This is a genomic window from uncultured Jatrophihabitans sp. (assembly GCF_964251945.1).
Taxonomy (GTDB): domain Bacteria; phylum Actinomycetota; class Actinomycetes; order Mycobacteriales; family Jatrophihabitantaceae; genus Jatrophihabitans.
Genome location: NZ_CAXULP010000001.1, coordinates 42,228 through 61,272, shown reverse-complemented (window position 1 = coordinate 61,272; position 19,045 = coordinate 42,228). Strand labels below are relative to the sequence as shown.

13 protein-coding genes, 2 pseudogenes and 1 riboswitch are annotated in these 19,045 nt (G+C 74.8%); all 15 genes and pseudogenes read right to left on the bottom strand.

Going from position 1 to position 19,045, the window contains the following annotated elements; all coding sequences use genetic code 11:
- Positions 1-10: 10 nt before the first annotated feature.
- Positions 11-1,015 (bottom strand): annotated as a pseudogene (gene cobC / locus ACFFBG_RS00260) (Rv2231c family pyridoxal phosphate-dependent protein CobC); the annotation flags it as partial.
- Complete coding sequence (locus ACFFBG_RS00255; RefSeq protein WP_375474442.1) at positions 1,012-1,983, bottom strand: sirohydrochlorin chelatase; 972 nt, start codon at positions 1,981-1,983, stop codon at positions 1,012-1,014. The pseudogene cobC and the gene ACFFBG_RS00255, both read right to left, overlap by 4 nt.
- Positions 1,980-2,579 carry a precorrin-8X methylmutase gene (locus ACFFBG_RS00250; protein ID WP_375474440.1) on the bottom strand — a complete coding sequence of 200 codons (600 nt, stop codon included), beginning with the start codon at positions 2,577-2,579 and terminating at the stop codon, positions 1,980-1,982. Before ACFFBG_RS00250 ends, ACFFBG_RS00255 begins: the two co-directional genes overlap by 4 nt.
- Positions 2,576-2,836: a 4Fe-4S dicluster domain-containing protein gene (locus tag ACFFBG_RS00245; RefSeq protein ID WP_375474438.1), complete on the bottom strand. Its 261-nt coding sequence runs from the start codon at positions 2,834-2,836 to the stop codon at positions 2,576-2,578. Before ACFFBG_RS00245 ends, ACFFBG_RS00250 begins: the two co-directional genes overlap by 4 nt.
- Positions 2,833-4,557 (bottom strand): precorrin-3B C(17)-methyltransferase, encoded by a 1,725-nt coding sequence (gene cobJ / locus ACFFBG_RS00240; RefSeq protein WP_375474436.1) that lies wholly within the window; start codon positions 4,555-4,557, stop codon positions 2,833-2,835. Before cobJ ends, ACFFBG_RS00245 begins: the two co-directional genes overlap by 4 nt.
- A pseudogene (gene cbiE / locus ACFFBG_RS00235) lies at positions 4,554-5,756 on the bottom strand (precorrin-6y C5,15-methyltransferase (decarboxylating) subunit CbiE); the annotation flags it as partial. The gene cobJ and the pseudogene cbiE, both read right to left, overlap by 4 nt.
- Positions 5,747-6,892, bottom strand: a complete 1,146-nt coding sequence (locus tag ACFFBG_RS00230; RefSeq protein ID WP_375474434.1) for a cobalt-precorrin-5B (C(1))-methyltransferase — start codon at positions 6,890-6,892, stop codon at positions 5,747-5,749. The gene ACFFBG_RS00230 and the pseudogene cbiE, both read right to left, overlap by 10 nt.
- Positions 6,889-7,692: a precorrin-4 C(11)-methyltransferase gene (gene cobM / locus ACFFBG_RS00225; protein ID WP_375474432.1), complete on the bottom strand. Its 804-nt coding sequence runs from the start codon at positions 7,690-7,692 to the stop codon at positions 6,889-6,891. Before cobM ends, ACFFBG_RS00230 begins: the two co-directional genes overlap by 4 nt.
- Complete coding sequence (gene cobI / locus ACFFBG_RS00220) at positions 7,692-8,471, bottom strand: precorrin-2 C(20)-methyltransferase (protein ID WP_375474430.1); 780 nt, start codon at positions 8,469-8,471, stop codon at positions 7,692-7,694. The genes cobM and cobI overlap by 1 nt, the downstream gene beginning before the upstream one ends.
- Positions 8,464-9,810 (bottom strand): cobyrinate a,c-diamide synthase, encoded by a 1,347-nt coding sequence (locus tag ACFFBG_RS00215; protein WP_375476167.1) that lies wholly within the window; start codon positions 9,808-9,810, stop codon positions 8,464-8,466. The genes cobI and ACFFBG_RS00215 overlap by 8 nt, the downstream gene beginning before the upstream one ends.
- A 123-nt stretch (positions 9,811-9,933) precedes the next feature.
- Positions 9,934-10,548, bottom strand: a complete 615-nt coding sequence (cobO, locus tag ACFFBG_RS00210; RefSeq protein ID WP_375474428.1) for a cob(I)yrinic acid a,c-diamide adenosyltransferase — start codon at positions 10,546-10,548, stop codon at positions 9,934-9,936.
- Positions 10,548-12,692, bottom strand: coding sequence for a magnesium chelatase subunit D family protein (locus tag ACFFBG_RS00205; protein WP_375474426.1), 2,145 nt, complete (start codon positions 12,690-12,692; stop codon positions 10,548-10,550). Before ACFFBG_RS00205 ends, cobO begins: the two co-directional genes overlap by 1 nt.
- Positions 12,670-16,350: a cobaltochelatase subunit CobN gene (gene cobN / locus ACFFBG_RS00200; protein ID WP_375474424.1), complete on the bottom strand. Its 3,681-nt coding sequence runs from the start codon at positions 16,348-16,350 to the stop codon at positions 12,670-12,672. The genes ACFFBG_RS00205 and cobN overlap by 23 nt, the downstream gene beginning before the upstream one ends.
- Entirely contained in the window at positions 16,347-17,855 is a 1,509-nt protein-coding gene (locus ACFFBG_RS00195; protein WP_375474422.1) for a cobyric acid synthase, read from the bottom strand. Before ACFFBG_RS00195 ends, cobN begins: the two co-directional genes overlap by 4 nt.
- Positions 17,852-18,805 (bottom strand): cobalamin biosynthesis protein, encoded by a 954-nt coding sequence (locus ACFFBG_RS00190; protein ID WP_375474420.1) that lies wholly within the window; start codon positions 18,803-18,805, stop codon positions 17,852-17,854. The genes ACFFBG_RS00195 and ACFFBG_RS00190 overlap by 4 nt, the downstream gene beginning before the upstream one ends.
- Positions 18,806-18,924: 119 nt before the next feature.
- Positions 18,925-19,044, bottom strand: a riboswitch (cobalamin riboswitch).
- Between the last annotated feature and the right edge of the window lies 1 nt (position 19,045).

The window sequence follows — 19,045 nt, the reverse complement described above, 5'->3', positions numbered from 1 at the left end:
GATCGCCGTCGAGAGCGGCCAGCAGCCGCTCGGTGGATCGGACATCGCGCACGCTGATCCGCACCCAGCCCCTGTCGAGGCCGGGGAAGGTGTCCGCTCGGCGGACCGCGACACCGAGCCGACGCAGCTCCGCGTGCACGTCCGGACGTCGCGGGTGACGGGTGAGCAGGAAGGGCCCGACCGAGCCGGCGACGACCTCGAATCCGCGCTCGGTCAAACCGGCACGCAGGTGCTCGCGCAGCTGCGTCACCCGGTGCGCCCTGGCGTCGACCTCGGCGCGGGCGACCGGTGTCACGCACGCGGCGGCGGCGGCGAGCGCCGGGGTGGACACCGCCCAGTGCGGCTCGACGGCCCGGCACGCGTCGAGCAGGGCGGGATCGCCGACCAGGTAGCCGATCCGCAGCCCGGCGAGCCCCCACGTCTTCGTCAGCGAACGCACGACGAGCACGCCGGCGAGGTCCTTATCGCCGGCCAGGCTCGCCGGTTCGCCCGGCACGGCGTCCATGAACGCCTCGTCCACGACGACCACGCGGCCGGGGCGGCGTAGCGCGCGCACCGCGTCGGCCGGGTGCAGCACGCCGGTGGGGTTGGTGGGGTTGCCGAGCACGACGAGGTCGCAGTCGGCGGGCACCTGCGCCGAGTCGAGCGCCGCGCCGGGCTCGAGCAACACCCGCTCGATAGTCCAGCCGGCCGCGCGCAGGGCGAGTTCCGGCTCGGTGAACTGCGGATGCAGCACGGCGGCACGGCCGGTCGGCAGGCCTTGCGCGATCAGCGTGAACGCCGCGGCGCCGCCCGCGGTGAGCAGCACCTCGTCCGGCAGGCGGCCGTGCCGGTCGGCGACGGCGGCGCGGGCCGCCGTCGGGTCCGGGTAGGCGTCCAACCGCCCGCAGGCCGACAGCACGGCGCTCGACAGCCAGGCCGGCATCGGCCCCGGCCGCACGTTGACGGCCAGGTCCAGCAGCCCCGGCGACAGCTCTGCGTCGCCGTGATGGCGCAGTTCGGACAGCGCGGTCATTGTCCGACGGCGACGTGATCCGGGCTGTGCGGGTGGCCGTGGTCGCCGTGGGCGTGGTCGTGCTCGTCGTGGTCGTGTTCACCGTGGTCGTGCGCGCCGTCCGCGGGATGGTGGTGCGGGCGTTGCGGCTGTCCGACGCGGTGGTCGAAGCCGGGCAGCGCGACGCGGTACATGCAGGTGTCGCAGTTCATCCGGATGTCGCCGGCCAGCGTCTCGTGATAGCGCTCGACCACCAGCTCGGCGAGCTCGTCGGTGTCGCCCATGACCTCGGCGCAGGCGATCACGAGCTCGGGATGCTCTGCGGCATACCTCAAGGTCTGCTCGACGATGCGCTCGGGCAGCACGCCGGCGAACAGGAAGTACGGCGCCACCACGATGCGCTCGGCGCCGAGCCGCCGCAGCCGCTCCAGACCGGCGGGCACGCTCGGCTCGGCGAGGCTGATGAAGGACGGCTCGACGCCGGCGAAGCCGCGGCCTTCCCAGAACAGCCGGGCGACCTTGGCGACCTCGGCGTTCGCGTCGGGGTCGCTCGAGCCGCGACCTACGAGCAGCACGTGCACATCAGCGCGGTCGGCGGCGCCGCCGAGCGCCTCGTCGACCCGGCGTTCGAGGATGCGCAGCAGCGTCGGGTGCGGCCCTAGGGGACGTCCGTACCGGTAGGTCATTCCCGGGTGCCGCACCTGCTCGCGCAGCAGCGCGGCCGGGATGTCGCCCTTGCCGTGCCCGGCCGCCACGAGCACCAGCGGCACCGCGGCGAGCTGGCGATGGCCGGCGTCGACGAGCGCGCCCACCGACTCGGTGACCGGCGGGTCGGACAGCTCGATGAAGCCGCCGGATACCGCAGGGTATGGAGCGTCGGCGCGCCGGCTCAGCCGGTCGATGAAGGCGGTGAACTGGCCGACGCCCTCCGCGCTGCGGGTGCCGTGCCCGACCACCAGCAGGGCGCGGCTCTGATCCGTGTGAGTCATGTGGATTCCTCCTTGTACAGCAGGGCGTTCAGCGCGGCGGCGGCCACGGCCGACCCGCCCTTCTCGCTCACGTTGGTCACCGCGGGCAGCCCGGATCCGCGCAGCGCGTTCTTCGACTCGGCAGCGCCGACGAAGCCGACCGGCAGGCCGATCACGAGCGCGGGGCGGGCGTCGAGCGCGAGCAGCTCGAACAGCGCCGTCGGCGCGCAGCCGATCACCCACACCGCGCCCGGGCCGGCCTCGTCGGCGGCCAGCCGCGCGGCCGCGGCCGACCGCGTGATGCCGGCCTCCTGCGCGAGCGCCGACGCCGCCGGGTCGGCGACGCGGCAGAGCACCGGCCCGAGCAGGTCGCGCCGAGTGATGCCCGCGGCGACCATCTCGACGTCGGCCACGACCGGCCGTCCGGCGAGCAGCGCGGCCCGGCCGGCGGCCAGCGCGCCCTCGTCGCAGCGCAGGTCGGCGACGTAGCCGAGGTCGGCGCTGGCGTGGACCACCCGTTCGGTGACCGCTCTGGTCAGCGGTGGAAGGGCCGAGAGGTCGACTCTCGCGTTGAGAATGCGATACGACTCGGCCTCGATCGGATGCACAGTCCTCATGTCGCGCCTCCGGCGAGCTCGACCAGCTCGATAGCGTCGACGGGGCACAGCTCGACGCAGTCCCCGCATCCAGTGCAGGTGTCTAGCACCACCAGGGTCGGCCCGGCACCGGCCGATGCCCCGGCGTGTCGCTTCGCCACGGGGCCAAGACCCACTGGGCGGATGGCGCGTTCGGGGCAGGTCAGCAGGCAGCCGCCGCAGCCCTGGCACGCGCCGACGACCGCGCGAATCGCCGTCGCCGTCGCCGTCGCCGTCATGGCGCCCACCGGTAGCCGCGCGGCGTGACCATCCGGCCCCCCACGATCCGCGTCGTGCTCGCGCCGACGATCACCAGGCTGTACATGTCGACCCGCGTGGTGTCGAGGTCGGCCAGCGTGGAGACCCACGCCGTCTGGTCCGGCCGGGTGGCGTTGCGCACGACGCCGACCGGGGTGTCCGGCGGCCGGTGCGCGGCGAGCAGCTCGAGCGCGCGGTCCAGCTGCCAGTCGCGTTTCACGCTGCGCGGGTTGTAGCAGACGACGACGAGGTCGGCCTCGGCCGCGGCGCGAACGCGACGCTCGATCACCGGCCACGGGGTATGCAGGTCGGACAGGCTGAGATAGCAGTGGTCGTGCCCGAGCGGGGCGCCGAGCACCGCCGCAGCGGCGAGTCCGGCCGTCACTCCGGCCACGCCGACCACGTCGATCGAGTCGTCGGCGACCTCGAGCGCCGGCGCCGCCATGGCGTACACGCCGGCGTCGCCCGAGCCGATCAGCGCGACCGCATGCCCCTCGCGGGCCTTTGCGACGGCGGTGTGCGCGCGCTCCTCCTCCGCGCCCAACGCGGAGGCCAGCACCTCCACGCCCGGCCGCAGCAGATGGCGGATCTGGTCGACGTACTGGTCCAAGCCGACGACCACCGCGGCTCGGCGCAGCTCACTGCGCGCGGCCGCGGTCAGCAGATCGGCCGAGCCGGGGCCGAGGCCGATCACCGCGAGCCGCCCGCGCGGCGCGTGCCGGGCGATCGCGACGGTCGCGTGCGCGCTGGCCCGCTTCGGCACGACGAGTTCGGCGTCGTCCGCACGCCCGCGCGTGCCCAGCAGCGCAGCGGCCTCGGCCACGCTCGGCACGCCGACCGCGCGCCGGACGACCTCGCTCGGATTCGGCACCCGCACCCGCTCCAGCAGCGTTGCGGGATGCACGACGAACGGCACGCCCCAGCGCTGCGCCAGCTCGACGAGACCCGCCTCGTCGGCCTTGATCTCGGCGCTCGCGATCACGGCGACCGATTCCGCGGCGAGCCCTGCGTCGGCCAGCGCCGTGCGCAGCAGCTCGTCCGCCTCGTCCACCTCGACGCCGCGGCTAGCGCCCATGCCGGCGACCAGGGACGGCGGCCGCAGCACGACAGCGGCGTCGACGTCGACGAGGTCGGAGACTGCGACGCCGTCGGAGGACGGGTCGTCGCCGATCTCGACCACCGCCGACGGGCCCAGCGACGGCAGCGGCCAGCGCCGCGGCATCGTGACCCGCACCGGCTCGCCGTCGAGCAGCCGGCGGGCCACCCCGGCCAGATCGCCATGGGCCGGCCAGCCGAGCGCGTCGAGGCCGGGCAGGCCTTGGGCGTCTGTGGCGGTCGTCAGCACCGGCTGCGCGCCGAGCGCCTCGGCGACCTCGACGGCAAGCGCGTTCGCGCCGGCCGCGTGCCCGCCGAGCACCGGCACGACGAACCGGCCGGCGTCGTCCACCACGAGCACGGCCGGGTCTGTCTGCTTCGAGCCGGCGGCGATCTGCGGCGCGAGGATGCGCACGACGGCGCCCGCCGCCATGACGGCGACGACCGCATCGCACTCGGCGAACGCCGAGCGCAGCGAGTCGGCGCCGGTGGACCCCGCCGCCACCCTGGCCGCGCGGCCGGGCAGCGCCGTCTCGATCCGCGCCGCAAGCGCGTTTCCGGCGGCGGTGACGGCGACCAGCCCGACCGTGTGCGATCGCTCGGTCATGCGCCCTCCGCCGCGAGCACGAGCACCGGGTTCTCCGCGGCCAACCGCAGCGAGCCGCCCGGCAGGTCGGCGAGCCGCGCGGCGGACAGCTGCACGCCCTCGACCCGGTAGCCGGCGTCGGCGAGAATCCGGTGGGCGGCGAGCGCACGATCCAGCGCGGCGAACGCGGCGACCACCGTCGGCACCGCACGCTCGACGACGCCGCGCACCGCCGCCAGGCCGCCGCCGCCGACGAACGCGGCGTCTGCCTCGGGCAGGTCGGCGAGCGCGCCCGGCGCCACGCCGTTGACGATCCGCACGTGCGCGCCGTGCGCGGCGGCGTTGGCGGCGATGAGCTCGCAGGCGGCTGGATCCCGCTCGATCGCGACGACGGCCGCCCCGAACCGGTTGCACTCGACGCCGACCGAGCCGCTGCCGGCGCCGACGTCCCAGACGAGCCGGCCGAGCGAGGGGCGCAGCCGGGCGAGGACAAAGGCGCGCGCCTCGGCCTTGGTGATCATCGAGTCGCGGTGCTGGTAGGCCTGCTCGGGCAGCGCCCAGCCGGACGCCGGCGCGGCGGCCGGCTGGTTGTTCCATCGCATCGCGGACGGGCGGTCGGCGGCGAGCGCGAACACCACCGTCGACGCCGGGAAGTCCGCCGGGTCGCGCTCGGCGACCACGTCCGCAGGCAGCCGCACCACCTGCTCCTCCGCGCGGCCCAGGTCGGCGGCGACGACGAGCTCGCGCGGCCACCCGGCAATGCCACGGGCGATCTCGACCGGCCCGCTGCCCGGCCCGGTGAGCACCGCGACGGACCCGAACGCGCGGCACGCGTTGAGCGCCGGGCGCAGGTCGCGACCGTGCGCGGAGACCACCACCGCGTCGTCCCAGCTCAGCCCGGCACGCGCCGCCGCCGCCGCGACCGCGGAGACCGCCGGCAGCACCGCGCAATCATGGCCCGCCGCGCGCAGCGCCCGCAGGACGCCGAAGAAACCCGGGTCGCCGCTGGCCACCACGACCGCGTCGTCGTCGCGCGCGAGCCGTTCCAGCGCCGGCGCCAACGGTCCGAGCTCCACGTGTTCGGCGGAGGCCGGCGCGCCGACCGTAGCCAGGTTCGCCGGCGACCCGATCAGCAGCCGGGCGCCCGCGACCGCGGCACGGCCCGCGTCCGTCAACGCGTCCGCGGAAGACACCCCCACCACCGTGACGCTCATGCGGCCCACCTGCCCGACGAGGCGACCAGCTCGCTACCGGCGAAATCCACCATCGCCACGTCGACCGCCAACGCCTCGCCGCTGAACCGGCGCAGCACGTCCGCGACCCGGGCGCACAGATCCGCGCCGGCTGCGGCCAGCACGCCTTCGCGCTGCCAGATCTCGTAGGCGTGCCGCGCGCTGTTCGCGCCGGACACCTCGTCGACGACGGCGGCGGGCAGCCCGGCGGACTCGCTGATGCGAGCCAGCAGGTCGGTGTCCACCCTCGAGCGCGTGTAGTGCGTCATCAGCACGCCGGCCGCCAGCTTCGCCAACTTGCCGGCCATGCCCACGAACACCAGCGACGTCAGCCCGCGCTCGACGGCCTCGGTGATCGCGGCGCCGGTGAAGTCGCCGACCTCGACGAAGCACACCTCGGGCAGCTCGGGCAGCAGCGCGCGGGCGCCGTGCTCGCTGCGCCCGCCGGTGCACAGCACGGCGACGCTCTCGCCCTGCGCGGCCATCACGGCAACCGCCTGCACGACGCTCGCCCGCCAGGACGCGGTGGAGAACGGCCGCACGACGCCGGTGGTGCCGAGGATGCTGATGCCGCCGAGGATGCCGAGGCGGGCGTTGGTCGTCTTGCGCGCCATCTTCTCGCCGTCCGGCACGCTGATCACGACCGTCACGCCGCGCTGCGACACGTCCAGCACCTCGGCCACCGAGTAGCCGATCATGCGCCGCGGGGTGTCGTTGATCGCCGCCTCGCCGACGGTCAGGCCGAGGCCAGGCTTGGTCACCGTGCCGACGCCCGGGCCGCCGCGCAGCTCCAGGCCGGCGGCGGCGCGCCAGCCGACCTGCGCGGTCAGGTGCGCGCCGTGGGTGACGTCCGGGTCGTCGCCGGCGTCCTTCACCACGACCGCCTCGGCACGTTGCCCGGACACGACGTCGCAGCGGTGCACGTCGAAGCCGACCCGGCGCCCGGACGGCAACGCGATTTCGACGCTCGTCTGCGGCTTGTCGGTGACGAGCGCGGTCGCCGCCGCCTTCGCCGCCGCCGCGGCGCACGCGCCGGTGGTCCAGCCGGTGCGCAGCGCGTTCGGCCGCGACTTCGCGGTGCGCGGCAGGTCCGGCTCGCGCAGCTCGGGACGGTCATCGGTCATTGGCTCGCGCCCTTCAGCGCCCGCCGGGCAACGCGGTCGGCCCGCCGGAAGCCGTGGAAGTGCCCCGGATGGTAGAGGTGCGAGCGGGTGCCGTGCGCGTCGAGACCGCGGCCGACGAGGAACAGCGTGTGCTTCCAGAGCTTGTGCTGCTTGGTCGTCTCCTCGAGCGTGCCGACGGTGCACCGCACGATCAGCTCGTCCGGCCAGCTGACCTGGTAGCCGACGATCACCGGCGTCTCGGCGGGATAGCCGCCGGCGAGCAGCTCGTCCTGCAGCTGCTTCGACCGCGCGGCGGACAGGAAGATCGCCATCGTCGAGCCGTGCGCGGCGAACTCGCGAACCGACTCGCCCGCCGGCATCGGCGTCTTGCCGCCCTCGAGGCGGGTCAGGATGACGGACTGGTTTACCTCGGGAACGGTCAGCTCGAGCCGCTCGGCCGCCGCGAGCGCGGAGAACGCCGAGACACCAGGGACGATCTCGACGGCAAGGCCCAGCCGCTCGCATTCGGCGATCTGCTCGCCGACCGCGCCCCACAGCGCGGGGTCGCCGGAGTGCACCCGCGCGACCGTCAGCCCGTCCCGGGCGGCGCGCTCGTACAGCGGGAGGACGCCTTCCATCGGCAGCTGCGAGGAGTCGACGATCTCGGCGTCCGCGCGGGCGTGGGCCAACACGTCCGGGTGCACGAGGCTGGCCGCCCACACGACGATGTCGGCGCGCGCGATCGCGGCCGCGGCGCGCAGCGTGAGCAGGTCCGCGGCGCCGGGTCCGGCGCCGACGAACACGACGTTTCCGGTGCCCATTAGAGCTTGCCTCCTCGCCCACCGCGGGCTGGCGGCGCGAGGACGGTGGACAGGTACGGCAGCTCGGCGCCGGCCGCGGCGTCGACTGCCGTCGCCGGGCCGACGCTCTCGTCGGGACGGCCGAGGTGGCTGCCGACCACTGCGTGGGCGAGCCGGCCGCGCGCGGCGAGCACGTCGCGCAGCGCCGGCCAGCGCCGACCGCCCTTGTACGCGACGACGGTGGCGCCGGCGAGCAGGTCGCAGGCGAGGACGGCGTCGAGCTCGGCCGGATCGCCGAGCACCGGCATCAGCACCAGCGGCTCGCGCCCCTCGCAGAGCACTGTGCCGCTCGCCGCGGCCAGCGCCTGCATCGCGGTCACGCCGGGGACGGTGCGGGTCGTCAGGGTCGGCATACCTTCAAGTACGGAGGCTGCGAGGTAGCCGAATGTCGAGTACACGTTGGGGTCGCCGATCGTCGCGAACGCGATCGTCGCCGCGCCGGCGGCGAAGGCGTCGACGACGAGCGCCGCGGCCGCGTCCCACGCCTGCGCGCGGCGCGGGGTGACGCCCTCTCGTTCGGTCAGCGCGAACGGCGCCCGCGCGATCCGCGCGTCGGGCAGGTGGTGGCGCACCACCCGCTCGGCGTAGCCGACCTCGTCGACGTCGTCGCGGACGGGGACGACCACCAGATCGGCGTCGCGCAGCGCGGCGAGGCCGGCCAGCGTCAGCAGCTGGGGATCACCCGGACCGACGCCGACGCCGGTCAGCAGCGGCCCGTTGCCGGCGGTCGGGTCAGCCACGGCACGCCGCCGCGAACCGCTCGGCGGCGCTTGGTCGGCCGGCCCAATGCGTGTGCAGGTACGCCGCGTGGACGCGCCGCGACGCGAACCCGTGCCGGTTGCCGCGGCCGGCGCCCGCGTAGCGCCACGCCGCTGATTCCCCGTGCGCCGGGTCGGTGGCGGTGCGGTGGAAGTCGTGGCCGCGCACCCGCTCCCCCGCCGCGGCGACCGGCGAGTCGACGTCGGCGACGGCCTCGCGGTAGCCCAGCGTCAGCCGCGGCGTCATCGCGGCGGCGGCGTCCAGCACACCGGCCATCGGCGCGCCGTCGAGGCTGCGGCACAGGTAGAGCAGGCCGGCGCACTCGGCGGCGATCGGCCCGTCGAAGGCGGCGACGTCCGCGCGCAGACCGGTGTTCGCCGCGAGCTGTTCGGCGTGCGCCTCGGGAAAGCCGCCGCCGAGCACGAGCCCGGCGGCGCCGGCCGGCAACGCGGTGTCGCGCAGCGGGTCGACGGTCACGACGTCGGCGCCGGCCGCGGTCAGCAACTCGGCTGTCTCGGCGTAGCCGAAGCTGAACGCCGCGCCGCCGGCCAGCGCGACGCGCACCCCGTCCCCGACCCGGGCGACCTCGTGGGCCGGATTCCACGCCTTGACGTCCAGCGGCGGCGCCGTTCGGGCGAGCTCCATGACGGCGGCCAGGTCGACGCCGTCGGCGACCAGATCGGCGAGCGCGGCCACGGCCTGCTCGGCGTCCGCCCGCCGCTCGGCGGCCGGGATCAGCCCGAGGTGCCGCGAGGGCGTGACGGCCTCGGCCGATCGGGCGACGCTGCCGAGCACCGGCACGCCGACCTCGGCCATCGCCGCGCGCAGCAGGCTCTCGTGCCGCGGACTGCCGACGCGGTTGAGGATCACGCCGCCGACCCGCACGCGCGGATCGAACAACTGCAGCCCGTGCACCACCGCCGCGGCGGTGCGACCCTGGGCGGTCGTGTCCAGCACGAGCACCACCGGGGCGCCGATCAGCCGGGCGACGTGCGCGGTGGACGCGAAGCCCGCGTCACTGCCGACGACGCCGTCGTGCAGGCCCATGACGCCCTCGACGACCGCGATGTCGGCGGGCTCGAGGTGCTGCGCGCCGTGCAGCAGCAGCGGCGCGACGCGGTCCTCGCCGACTAGCCAGGGGTCGAGGTTGCGGCCGACCCTGCCGCTGGCCAGCGCGTGATAGCCGGGGTCGATGTAGTCCGGCCCGACCTTGTGGCCGCTGACTCGCAGGCCGGTGCGACGCAGCGCCGCGAGCAGGCCGGTGGTGATCATCGTCTTGCCCGACCCGCTGGCCGGCGCGGCGATCACGATGCGCGGCAGCGCGGACGCCGTCCTGCCGCTCGAATGTCCCGACAGTGGTCGGTTACGTCGGTCAGTGGTCACCTTTCACCGCCCACTGAGGCCACAACTGACCACTGTCTAGGGGTCGGCGGTCCGAAGCGCTCACCATTCGATGCCCCGCTGGCCCTTTTGCCCGGCGTCCATCGGGTGCTTCACCTTCGTCATCTCGACGACGAGGTCAGCTGCCTCGACGAGCGCGGCGGGCGCGTCCCGGCCGGTGATGATCACGTGTTGGAAGCCTGGCCGCGCGGCCAGCGTCGCAACGACCTCGTCGACGTCCACCCAGCCCCACTTCAGCGGATAGGTGAACTCGTCGAGCACGTAGACGCCGTGCCGCTCGGCGGCGAGATCGCGCTGGATCTGCCGCCAGCCTTCGAGCGCATCGGCGGCGTGATCCTGCTCCGTCCCGGCCCGCTGAATCCACGACCAGCCCTCGCCCATCTTGTGCCAGGCCACCGGCGCGCCCTCGCCAGTGCGCTCGTACGACTGGCCGAGCGCGACGAACGCCGCCTCTTCGCCCACGCGCCACTTCGCTGACTTCACGAATTGGAAGACGCCGACGGGCAGCCCGGCGCTCCAGCCGCGCAGCGCCAGCCCGAACGCGGCCGTCGACTTGCCCTTCATCGCGCCGGTGTGCACGACGACCAGCGGCCGGTTGCGGCGCTGCCGGGTGGTGAGCCCGTCGTCGGGGACGGTGTCGGGTTTGCCCTGCGGCATCAGGCGGCGCTCAGTCCGGAAGGCGCGCAGTCGCCGAGCGGAACGCATTGCGCGCCGAGGTCGGCGGCGAGTCCGCGGGCGAGGCCGAGACGCACCGGACCCTGCTCGCAGTCCACGACGACGAGATCGTGGCCGCGTAGCGCCGGCGCGGCGCGCACTGCGGCCCGGTTGTCCGCGCGGCCGTCGGTGAGCAGCAGGATCAGCGGGCGTCGCGACGGGTCGCGCAGCTGCTCGATCCGGACTACCTGCAACGCCTTGGTCAGGCCGGCGGCGAGCGGGGTGCGGCCGCCGGTGGCGATGCCCTCGAGCCGGCGCAGCGCGAACTCGACAGAGGTGGTTGGCGGCAGGACGACCTCGGCGCCGGTTGCCCGGAAGGTGATCAGCGCGACCTTGTCGCGGCGCTGGTAGGCGTCGACGAGCAACCCGAGGACGGCGCCCTTGACCTGCGCCATCCGGCTGCGCGCGCCCATGGAGCCGCTGGCGTCGACGACGAAAAGCACGAGGTTGGCCTCGCGCCCGCGGCGATCGGCTCGGCGCAGGTCCTCGACGGCGAAGCGGACCGGGCGGGTGCGGGCGCCGCGACTGCCGGAAGCCTTGAAGCCCCCGGAGGCGCTAAACCCGTCCACACTTGCCAAACGCCCGACGCCGGCCGAGCGCGGGACGCTGCCGGCGTCCGCCTGCCGGAGCGCGGCGGCGAACAGCGTCGCGGGCAGATGGACCGGCCCGTCGGTCGCGCCGCGGGGCAGGATGCCGACGATCCGGCCGCGGCCGGTGCGGGCGGGAGCGCGGCGGCCGGCCGGGGCGGAGGCCAACCGCCGAGCCGTCGAGCCGGTGAGCGCTCGTGCCGGAGCAGCGGCGGGGCTGAGCGGGCTCTGCTGCGGCGGCGCGCCGCTCGACCCGCTGGCGCCGGCCTGGTGCGGGCCGTCCGACGGGGCAGCGCCGCCGCCCGGCCCGTCGTCCTCCGGCCCGTCGTCCTCCGGCCCGTCGTCCTCCGGCTGTCCCGGGCCCGACGGCTCGGACGCGCCCGACGGCTCGGACGGCCCGGACGATTGCTGCGCGGCGGAACGCTCGAGCGCCTCGTCGAGCAGCTCGGTGTCCATGCCCTGCTCGTCGAACGGGGCGCGCCGGCGTCGGTGCGGCAGCGCGAGCAGCGCGGCCGCTCGGACGTCGTCGGCGTCCACCTCGTCCCGCTCGGACCAGGCGGCGTGCGCTATCGCGGTGCGCGCGGTGACGATGTCGGCCCGCATGCCGTCGACGTCGAACGCCGCGCACACCTCGGCGATCTGCCGCAACGCCGCGTCCGGCAGCACGACCGACGTCAGCCGGTGGCGGGCGGCGGCAATCTGGCCGGCAAGCGCCGCCTCGTCGTCGGCCCAGCGCGCGGCGAACCCGTCCGGGTCGGCGTCGGCGGCGAGCCGGCGGCGGACCACCTCGGCGCGGACTTGCGGATCGCGGCTGGCGGCGACGTCGACGGCGAGGCCGAAACGGTCGAGCAGCTGCGGGCGCAGCTCGCCCTCCTCCGGGTTCATCGAGCCGATCAGCACGAAGCGCGCCGCATGGGTGACGGACACGGCGTCCCGCTCGACGTGGTTGCGGCCCATTGCGGCGGCGTCCAAGAGCACGTCGACGAGGTGGTCGGCGAGCAGGTTGACCTCGTCGACGTAGAGCACTCCGCGGTGCGCGTCGGCGAGCAGCCCGGGTTCGAAGGCGCGCACCCCGTCGGAGAGCGCGCGTTGCAGGTCGAGGGAGCCGATCAGCCGGTCCTCCGACGCGCCGACCGGTAGCTCGACCAGCCGCGGCCGGTATGCGGCGGCGGCGGCGCCGACCGGGTGTGGGCCATCGGGGCAGCCCGGCTCGGGCGCGGCCGGGTCGCAGCCGAACCGGCAGCCGACCACGGCGCGGATCGGCGGCAGCAGCGCCGCGAGGGCGCGCACCGCAGTGGACTTGGCGGTGCCCTTCTCGCCGCGCACGAGCACACCGCCGATCTGCGGCGAGACGGCGTTGAGGACCAGCGCGAGGCGCATGTCGTCCGCCCCGAGGACGGCGCTGAACGGGTAGCCGCTCACCCGGGGCCCCCGCGGGATCGTGGAGCGTTCTGTGCGGAGCGATTTCGTGGGGTGGTCATTCGCGTCCCTCCAGGTCATCCTCGCCGGCGAGGTAGGCGGCGCGCAGCCCGTCGAGCGTCTGCTCCTCGGGCTTGGCCCACATGCCGCGCTCGGCGGCCTCGAGCAGCCGCTCGGTGATGCCGCGCAGCGCCCACGGATTGGCCTGCTGCATGAACTCGCGGACCCCGTCGTCGAAGACGTAGGCGCTGGCGAGCTTCTCATACATCCAGTCCGGCACCACGCCGGCGGTGGCGTCGTAACCGAACAGGTAGTCGACGGTCGCGGCGAGCTCGAACGCGCCCTTGTAGCCGTGCCGTTGCATCGCCGAGATCCACTTCGGGTTCACGACGCGCGAGCGGAAGACCCGCTGCGTCTCCTCGGCGAGCGTGCGGGTCTTCACGGCCGACGGCGTCGCCGAATCGCCGATGTAGGCCTCCGGCGACTGGCCGGTCAGGTGCCGCACCATTGCGATCATGCCGCCGTGATATTGGAAGTAGTCGTCGGAGTCCATGATGTCGTGCTCGCGGGTGTCCGCGTTTTTCGCAGCGACCGCGATGCGCGCGAAGCTGCGTTCCATGTCCGGCCGCGCCTGCACGCCGGCGAGGCCGCGGCCATAGGCGTAGCCGCCCCAAACCGCGAACACCTCGGCGAGGTCGGCGTCGTCGTGCCAGTTGCGCGCGTCGATCAGCGGCAGCAGGCCCGCTCCGTAGGCCCCCGGCTTGGAGCCGAAGATCCGCAGCGTGGCACGGCGCCAATCGCCTTGCTCGGCGAGATCTGCCTCCACATGGCGGCGCAGGTAGTTCTGCTCGGCCGGCTCGTCGAGCGCGGCCACGGCGGCCACCGCGTCGTCGAGCAGGTCGATGACGTGGCTGAAGGCGTCCCGGAAGAAGCCGGAGATGCGCACCGTGACGTCGATCCGCGGACGGCCCAGCTCGGCCGGCGGGATCACCTCGAAGCCGGTGACGCGGCGCGACGCGTCGTCCCAGACCGGGCGGCAGCCGAGCAGCGCGAGCACCTCGGCGATGTCGTCGCCCTGCGTGCGCATCGCCGACGTGCCCCACACCGTGAGCCCGACGGACGCCGGATACGTCCCGTGGTCGGCGAGGTGCCGCGCGAGCAGCGAGTCCGCGAGGGCGACGCCGACGGCATAGGCGTTGCGCGAGGGGATGGCTTTCGGGTCGACGGAGTAGAAGTTGCGGCCGGTCGGCAGCACCGACACCAGACCGCGAGTCGGCGAGCCGGACGGGCCGGGCGGCACGAAGCGGCCCTCGAGCGCGCCCACCGTCCGGTCGAGCTCATCGGTGGTGGCGGCAAGGCGCGGCACAATTTCACGGACCGCGAAGTCGAGCACCGCGGCGACGTCAGGCGCCTGCGTCTCGAGCGTCCGCTCGAGCACGCCGGAGGCCGCGTCCAACGTCCAGCCCTCGTCCTCCATGCCCTGCACCAACCGTCGAGCCAGCGTCTCCAGCAGGTCGACGAGGTCGGCGGCCGACGCGGCCGGCCCGTCGACGAGCGCGGGCAGCCGACCGCTCGGTGGCGCGGGGGCGCCCGGCTCGGCGAGCAGCGCCGCTTCGTCCAGGCCGAAGCCGCGCGCGAGCGTCGCGCGCAGCCCGTCGACCGGCGCCGCGCCGCCGAACACCTGCTGGGCGCGCAGGATCGCGAGCACCAGGTTGACCCGCGCCTCGCCCATCGGTGCGTCGCCGAGGATGTGCAAGCCGTCGCGGATCTGCACGTCCTTGATCTCGCAGAGATAGCCGTCCAGGTGCAGGACGAAGTCGTCGAACTCGTCTGCGTCGGGCATCGCGTCGGCGTGCATGTCGTGGTGCAGCTGCGCCTCCTGCACCACCTCCCAGATCTGGTCGCGCACTGTCGCGAGCTTGTCCGGGTCGAGCGCGGCGACGCTGGCGTATTCGTCGAGCAGCTGCTCGAGCTTGGCCATCTCGCCGTAGGTGTCGGCGCGGGCCATCGGCGGGATGAGGTGGTCGACGACCACCGCGTGCGCGCGCCGCTTGGCCTGGGTGCCCTCGCCCGGGTCGTTGACGATGAACGGGTAGACGAGCGGCAGGTTGCCGAGCACCGCGTCCGGCGCACACCCGGCAGAGGCGCCCAATCCCTTGCCCGGCAGCCATTCCAGCGTGCCGTGCTTGCCGAGGTGCACGATCGCGTCCGCGCCGAAGTCGTCGGCCAGCCACCGGTACGCGGCGAGGTAGTGGTGGCTCGGCGGCAACAGCGGGTCGTGGTAGATCGCGATCGGGTTCTCGCCGAACCCGCGCGGCGGCTGGATCATCAGCGCGACGTTGCCGAGCAGCAGCCCGGCCAGCACGATGTCGCCGCCGCCGACCCCGCCGTCGACGTAGAGCGAGCCGGGCGGCTCGCCCCAGTGCTCGCGCATGGCCGCCTGCAGCTCGGCCGGCAGCTCGCCGAACAGCCGCGCGTAGGCCTCAGCCGGCAGCCGCGCCGGCGCCGCGGCGAGCTGCGCCTCGGTCAGCCACTCGACGTCGTGGCCGCCGGCCGCGATCAGCTGGTGGATCAGCGCGGTGCCGTCCTGCGGCGGCGGCCCGCCGACGTCGACGCCGGAGTCGGCCAACGCGGCGAGCAGCCGCACCGCCGAGGCGGGCGTGTCCAGCCCCACGGCGTTGCCGACGCGCGCGTGCTTGGTCGGATACGACGACAGCAGGATGCCGATCCGCCGCTGCGCTGCGGGCACGTGCCGCAGCCGCGCGTGGGCGTGCGCCAGGCCGGCCAGCCGGCGGGTGCGCTCGGGGTCGGCCACGTAGCGCGGGATGCCGTCGTCGCCGGCCTCCTTGAAGGAGAACGGGACGCCGATGATCCGGCCGTCGAATTCCGGGATCGCCACTTGCATCGCCGCGTCCATAGGTGACATCGAGTCGGCGGCGGCCCACGCGGCACGGCTGCTCGTCAGGCAGATCCCTTGCAGCAACGGGATGTCGAGGTCGGCCAGCGCGCCGATGCTCCACGCGTCCTCGGCGCCACCTGCGGACGCGTCGGCCGGCGTGACGCCGCCAGCGGCGAGCACCGTGATCACCAGCGCGTCGCAGCCGCGCAGCAGCCGCAGCAACGGCGCGTCCCAGCTGCCAGCGCTGGCCAACCCGCGCAGCGACGCGCAGAACACCGGCACCGGCTGCGCGCCGGCGACCTCGAGCGCCGTAGCCAGGTCGTCGACGAATGCGGTGTTCCCAGCCAGCTCGTGCGCCCGGTAATAGACGACGCCGACGCGGGGCCGGCCGTCCGGGTCGGGCGGTGCGGCGCCGCCGCGCACGCCGACCGCCGGCGTCGAGACGGGCTGGTCGAAGCCGTGCCCGGTGCGCAGCACGGTGTCGGACAGGAACGCGGCCAGCGCCGCCAGGTTGGCCGGGCCGCCCTCGACCAGATAACCGAGAGCAGTGCTCGCAACCCCGGTCGAAACGGTCGAGCGGGCCATCAGGTCGGCGTCCGGCGCGGCCTCGCCGCCGAGCACGACGGTCGGCACGCCGGACGCGGCGACCGCTGCCAGCCCGACGGGCCAGGTCGCCTCGCCGCCGAGCAGCCGGACGACTGCCAGCTCGACGCCGTCGAGCAGCGCGGACACGTCGCCAGGCTCGACGCGTGTCGGATTCGCGCAGCGATAGGCCACCGGTCCGTCGGCCGCCTGCGCGGCGAGCAGGTCGGTGTCGGACGTGGAGAGCAGGAGGATCATGCGAACGCCTTCGTCGTGAGCGTCGAGAACAGCGTCGGCAAACCGGGCGGCGCGCCGCCTTCGATCAGCGCGTCCAGCGCGGCGGTGTCGAGGTGCTCGCCGACAGCGCGGCCGAGCAGGTCGAGCTGCCGTTCGCGCAGCGCGGCGACGTCGGTGTCCGCCGCGGGGACGAAGTCGCGGCCGGCCGCCACGGCGACCTCGCGCAGAAAGGCCCGTCGGAAGTCGTTCGAGTCGAGGCTGCCGTGCCACGACGTGCCCCATACCGCGCCGCGGCGCTGGCCGTCGAGGAACGGCTCGCACGGGCCGATGGCCTCGGTGACGCCGTGGTGGATCTCGTAGGCGGTGTCGACGATGGCGCCGTACTCGACGCCGGACGAGCGCCGGACGGTCTTGTCCGCGGCGAACCGGACGGTGGTGGGCAGCAGCGCGAGGCCGGGCGTCGTGCCCGCGCGCGACTCGACGTCGTCGACGATCGTCTCGGCGAGCATCTGGTGGCCGCCGCACACGCCGAGCACCGGCCGCCCGGCCCGGGCGCGGTCGGTGATCGCGTCCGCGAGCCCCGTCTCGCGCAGCCATTTCAGGTCGCGCACGGTGGCCCGGCTGCCCGGCAACACGACGAGGTCGGCGGCGGCGGCCTCGGCCGGCGACGTCGTCCACTGCACCACGACACCAGGCTCGCAGCCGAGCGCGTCGAGGTCGGTGGAGTTCGAGGTGCGCGGCAGCCGGATCGCCGCGACGTGGAGCATGTCCGAGCCGACCGGCGGACCGCCGGTCGCCGTCCGTGCGACCGACAGCGAGTCCTCGGTGTCCAGCACCAGGTTCGGCAGCCACGGGAGCACGCCGAGCACCGGCCGGCCGGTGCGCTCGGTGATCATTCGCAGGCCGGGCGCGAGCAGCCGGTCGTCGCCACGGAACTTGTTGACGACGAAGCCGGCGATCAGCGACTGGTCGCGCTCGTCCAGCAGCGCCAGCGTGCCGTGCAGGGCGGCGAACAACCCGCCCCGGTCGATGTCGCCGACCACGATCGTCGGCAGGTCACGCTGGTCGGCGAGCCACATGTTGGCGACGTCGGTGTCCCGCAGGTTGATCTCGGCGGGGCTGCCGGCGCCCTCGCAGACGACGACGTCGTAGCTGGCGCGCAGCCGGTCGAAGCTGTCGAGCACGGCCTGGCGCAGCGTCGTCTTCAGCGTGCGGTAGCCGAGCGCGCTGGCCTCGGCGTGCGGGCGGCCGCGCAGGACGACGTGACTGTGCCGATCGCCGCCGGGTTTGAGCAGCACCGGGTTCATGTCCGCGGTGGGCTCGATGCGGCAGGCGCGGGCCTGCAGCGCCTGCGCGCGGCCGATCTCCGCGCCCTCGGCGGTGACCGCGGAGTTGTTCGACATGTTCTGCGCCTTGAACGGCGCGACCGAGACGCCGCGGTCGGCGAGGTGTCGGCAGATGCCGGCGGTCAGCAGGCTCTTGCCGGCGTCTGAGCTCGCGCCGGCGACGAGCAGCGCGCCCTTCACGCGCCTGCCCCGTCCGGCAGCAGCGCGGCCGCCGTTGCGCACACCGCGAGCGCGCCGAGTTGGACCGCGCGGGACAGCCGGGCGGCCCGGGCGATGTCGCCGACGCCGGGCCGACGCCCGGAGCCGAGCACGGGGCGCAGCTCGGTCCGCCCGGCGTAGACGGTCGGGCCGCCCAGTTGTAGGTCGAGCACGCCGGCCGCGGTCGCCTCGCAGACGCCCGCGTTCGGGCTGGGGTGGCGCGGCGCGTCGGCTCGCCAAGCGCGCCAGCCGGCGGCGGCGTCCCCGCCCACGGCTGGCGCGGCGGCGAGGGTGATTGCGCCGGTCAACCGTGCCGGCGCGAGGTTGGCGAAGTCGTCCAGCCGAGCGCTCGCAGTCCCGAACCGTGCATACCTCGGGGTACGGTGCCCGACCATGGCGTCGAGAGTGTTGACGGCGCGATAACCGACGACGCCGGGCAGGCCGGCCAGCGCACCCCACACGAGCGGGCCGACCACGGCGTCGGAGGTGTTCTCGGCAAGGGACTCGACGGCGGCCCGGGTGACGCCGTCGAGGTCGAGCGACTGCGGGTCACGCCCGCACAGCGTCGGGATGAGCTGTCGCGCGCCGACGAGGTCGCCGGCGCGGACGCGGCTTTCGATCGCGGCCCCGGCGCGGCGCAGGCTACAGCCGCCAAGCGCGGCCCAGGTGGCGGCGGCGACCAGCCCGGCGCGCACCACCGGCCGGCGGGTTGCAGCCCGGTCGACGACAAACGCGGCGGCGGTCAGCGGCACGACCGCGGCTGCCGCGAACACCGCGCCCGATCGGCGGTCGTCGGCGTAGAGACGCCGTTCGAGCGCGCCGGCGGCGCGGCCGAACAGCGCGACCGGGTGCCGACGGGACGGGTCGCCGAACAGCGCGTCAAGAGCACAGCCGATGGCCAAGCCCGCGGGCACGGCCAGACGGGCGGGCATTCAGCCGGCGCGTCGCTGTATGCCGGCGCTCGGAAAATCGGGTGGTGGCGAATTGGTGCTCACGAACGTCCTCCGTCGGGTTTCCGCGCCCCTGGATGTGCTGGACTTGCCGACGGCCGAAGTATCCTGGCTCCCGGATCGACGCTAGCCTCGCCTTCCAGCCGGGTGGCCGTGGCATGTCGAGGTTCGCTCCCCGGTGACAGTGGCGGGACCGCGCCGGATTCGCACCGGACTTCCTTC

What these genes read in the sequence shown, in the direction of transcription:
- ACFFBG_RS00255 (WP_375474442.1), bottom strand. Translation starts at nt 1,983, where the DNA reads ATGACTCACACGGATCAGAGCCGCGCCCTGCTGGTGGTCGGGCACGGC.
- cobM (WP_375474432.1), bottom strand. Translation starts at nt 7,692, where the DNA reads ATGGGCACCGGAAACGTCGTGTTCGTCGGCGCCGGACCCGGCGCCGCG.
- ACFFBG_RS00230 (WP_375474434.1), bottom strand. Translation starts at nt 6,892, where the DNA reads ATGACCGATGACCGTCCCGAGCTGCGCGAGCCGGACCTGCCGCGCACC.
- ACFFBG_RS00205 (WP_375474426.1), bottom strand. Translation starts at nt 12,692, where the DNA reads ATGACCTGGAGGGACGCGAATGACCACCCCACGAAATCGCTCCGCACA.
- cobN (WP_375474424.1), bottom strand. Translation starts at nt 16,350, where the DNA reads ATGATCCTCCTGCTCTCCACGTCCGACACCGACCTGCTCGCCGCGCAG.
- ACFFBG_RS00190 (WP_375474420.1), bottom strand. Translation starts at nt 18,805, where the DNA reads ATGCCCGCCCGTCTGGCCGTGCCCGCGGGCTTGGCCATCGGCTGTGCT.
- cobO (WP_375474428.1), bottom strand. Translation starts at nt 10,548, where the DNA reads ATGCCGCAGGGCAAACCCGACACCGTCCCCGACGACGGGCTCACCACC.
- ACFFBG_RS00245 (WP_375474438.1), bottom strand. Translation starts at nt 2,836, where the DNA reads ATGACGGCGACGGCGACGGCGACGGCGATTCGCGCGGTCGTCGGCGCG.
- ACFFBG_RS00250 (WP_375474440.1), bottom strand. Translation starts at nt 2,579, where the DNA reads ATGAGGACTGTGCATCCGATCGAGGCCGAGTCGTATCGCATTCTCAAC.
- cobJ (WP_375474436.1), bottom strand. Translation starts at nt 4,557, where the DNA reads ATGACCGAGCGATCGCACACGGTCGGGCTGGTCGCCGTCACCGCCGCC.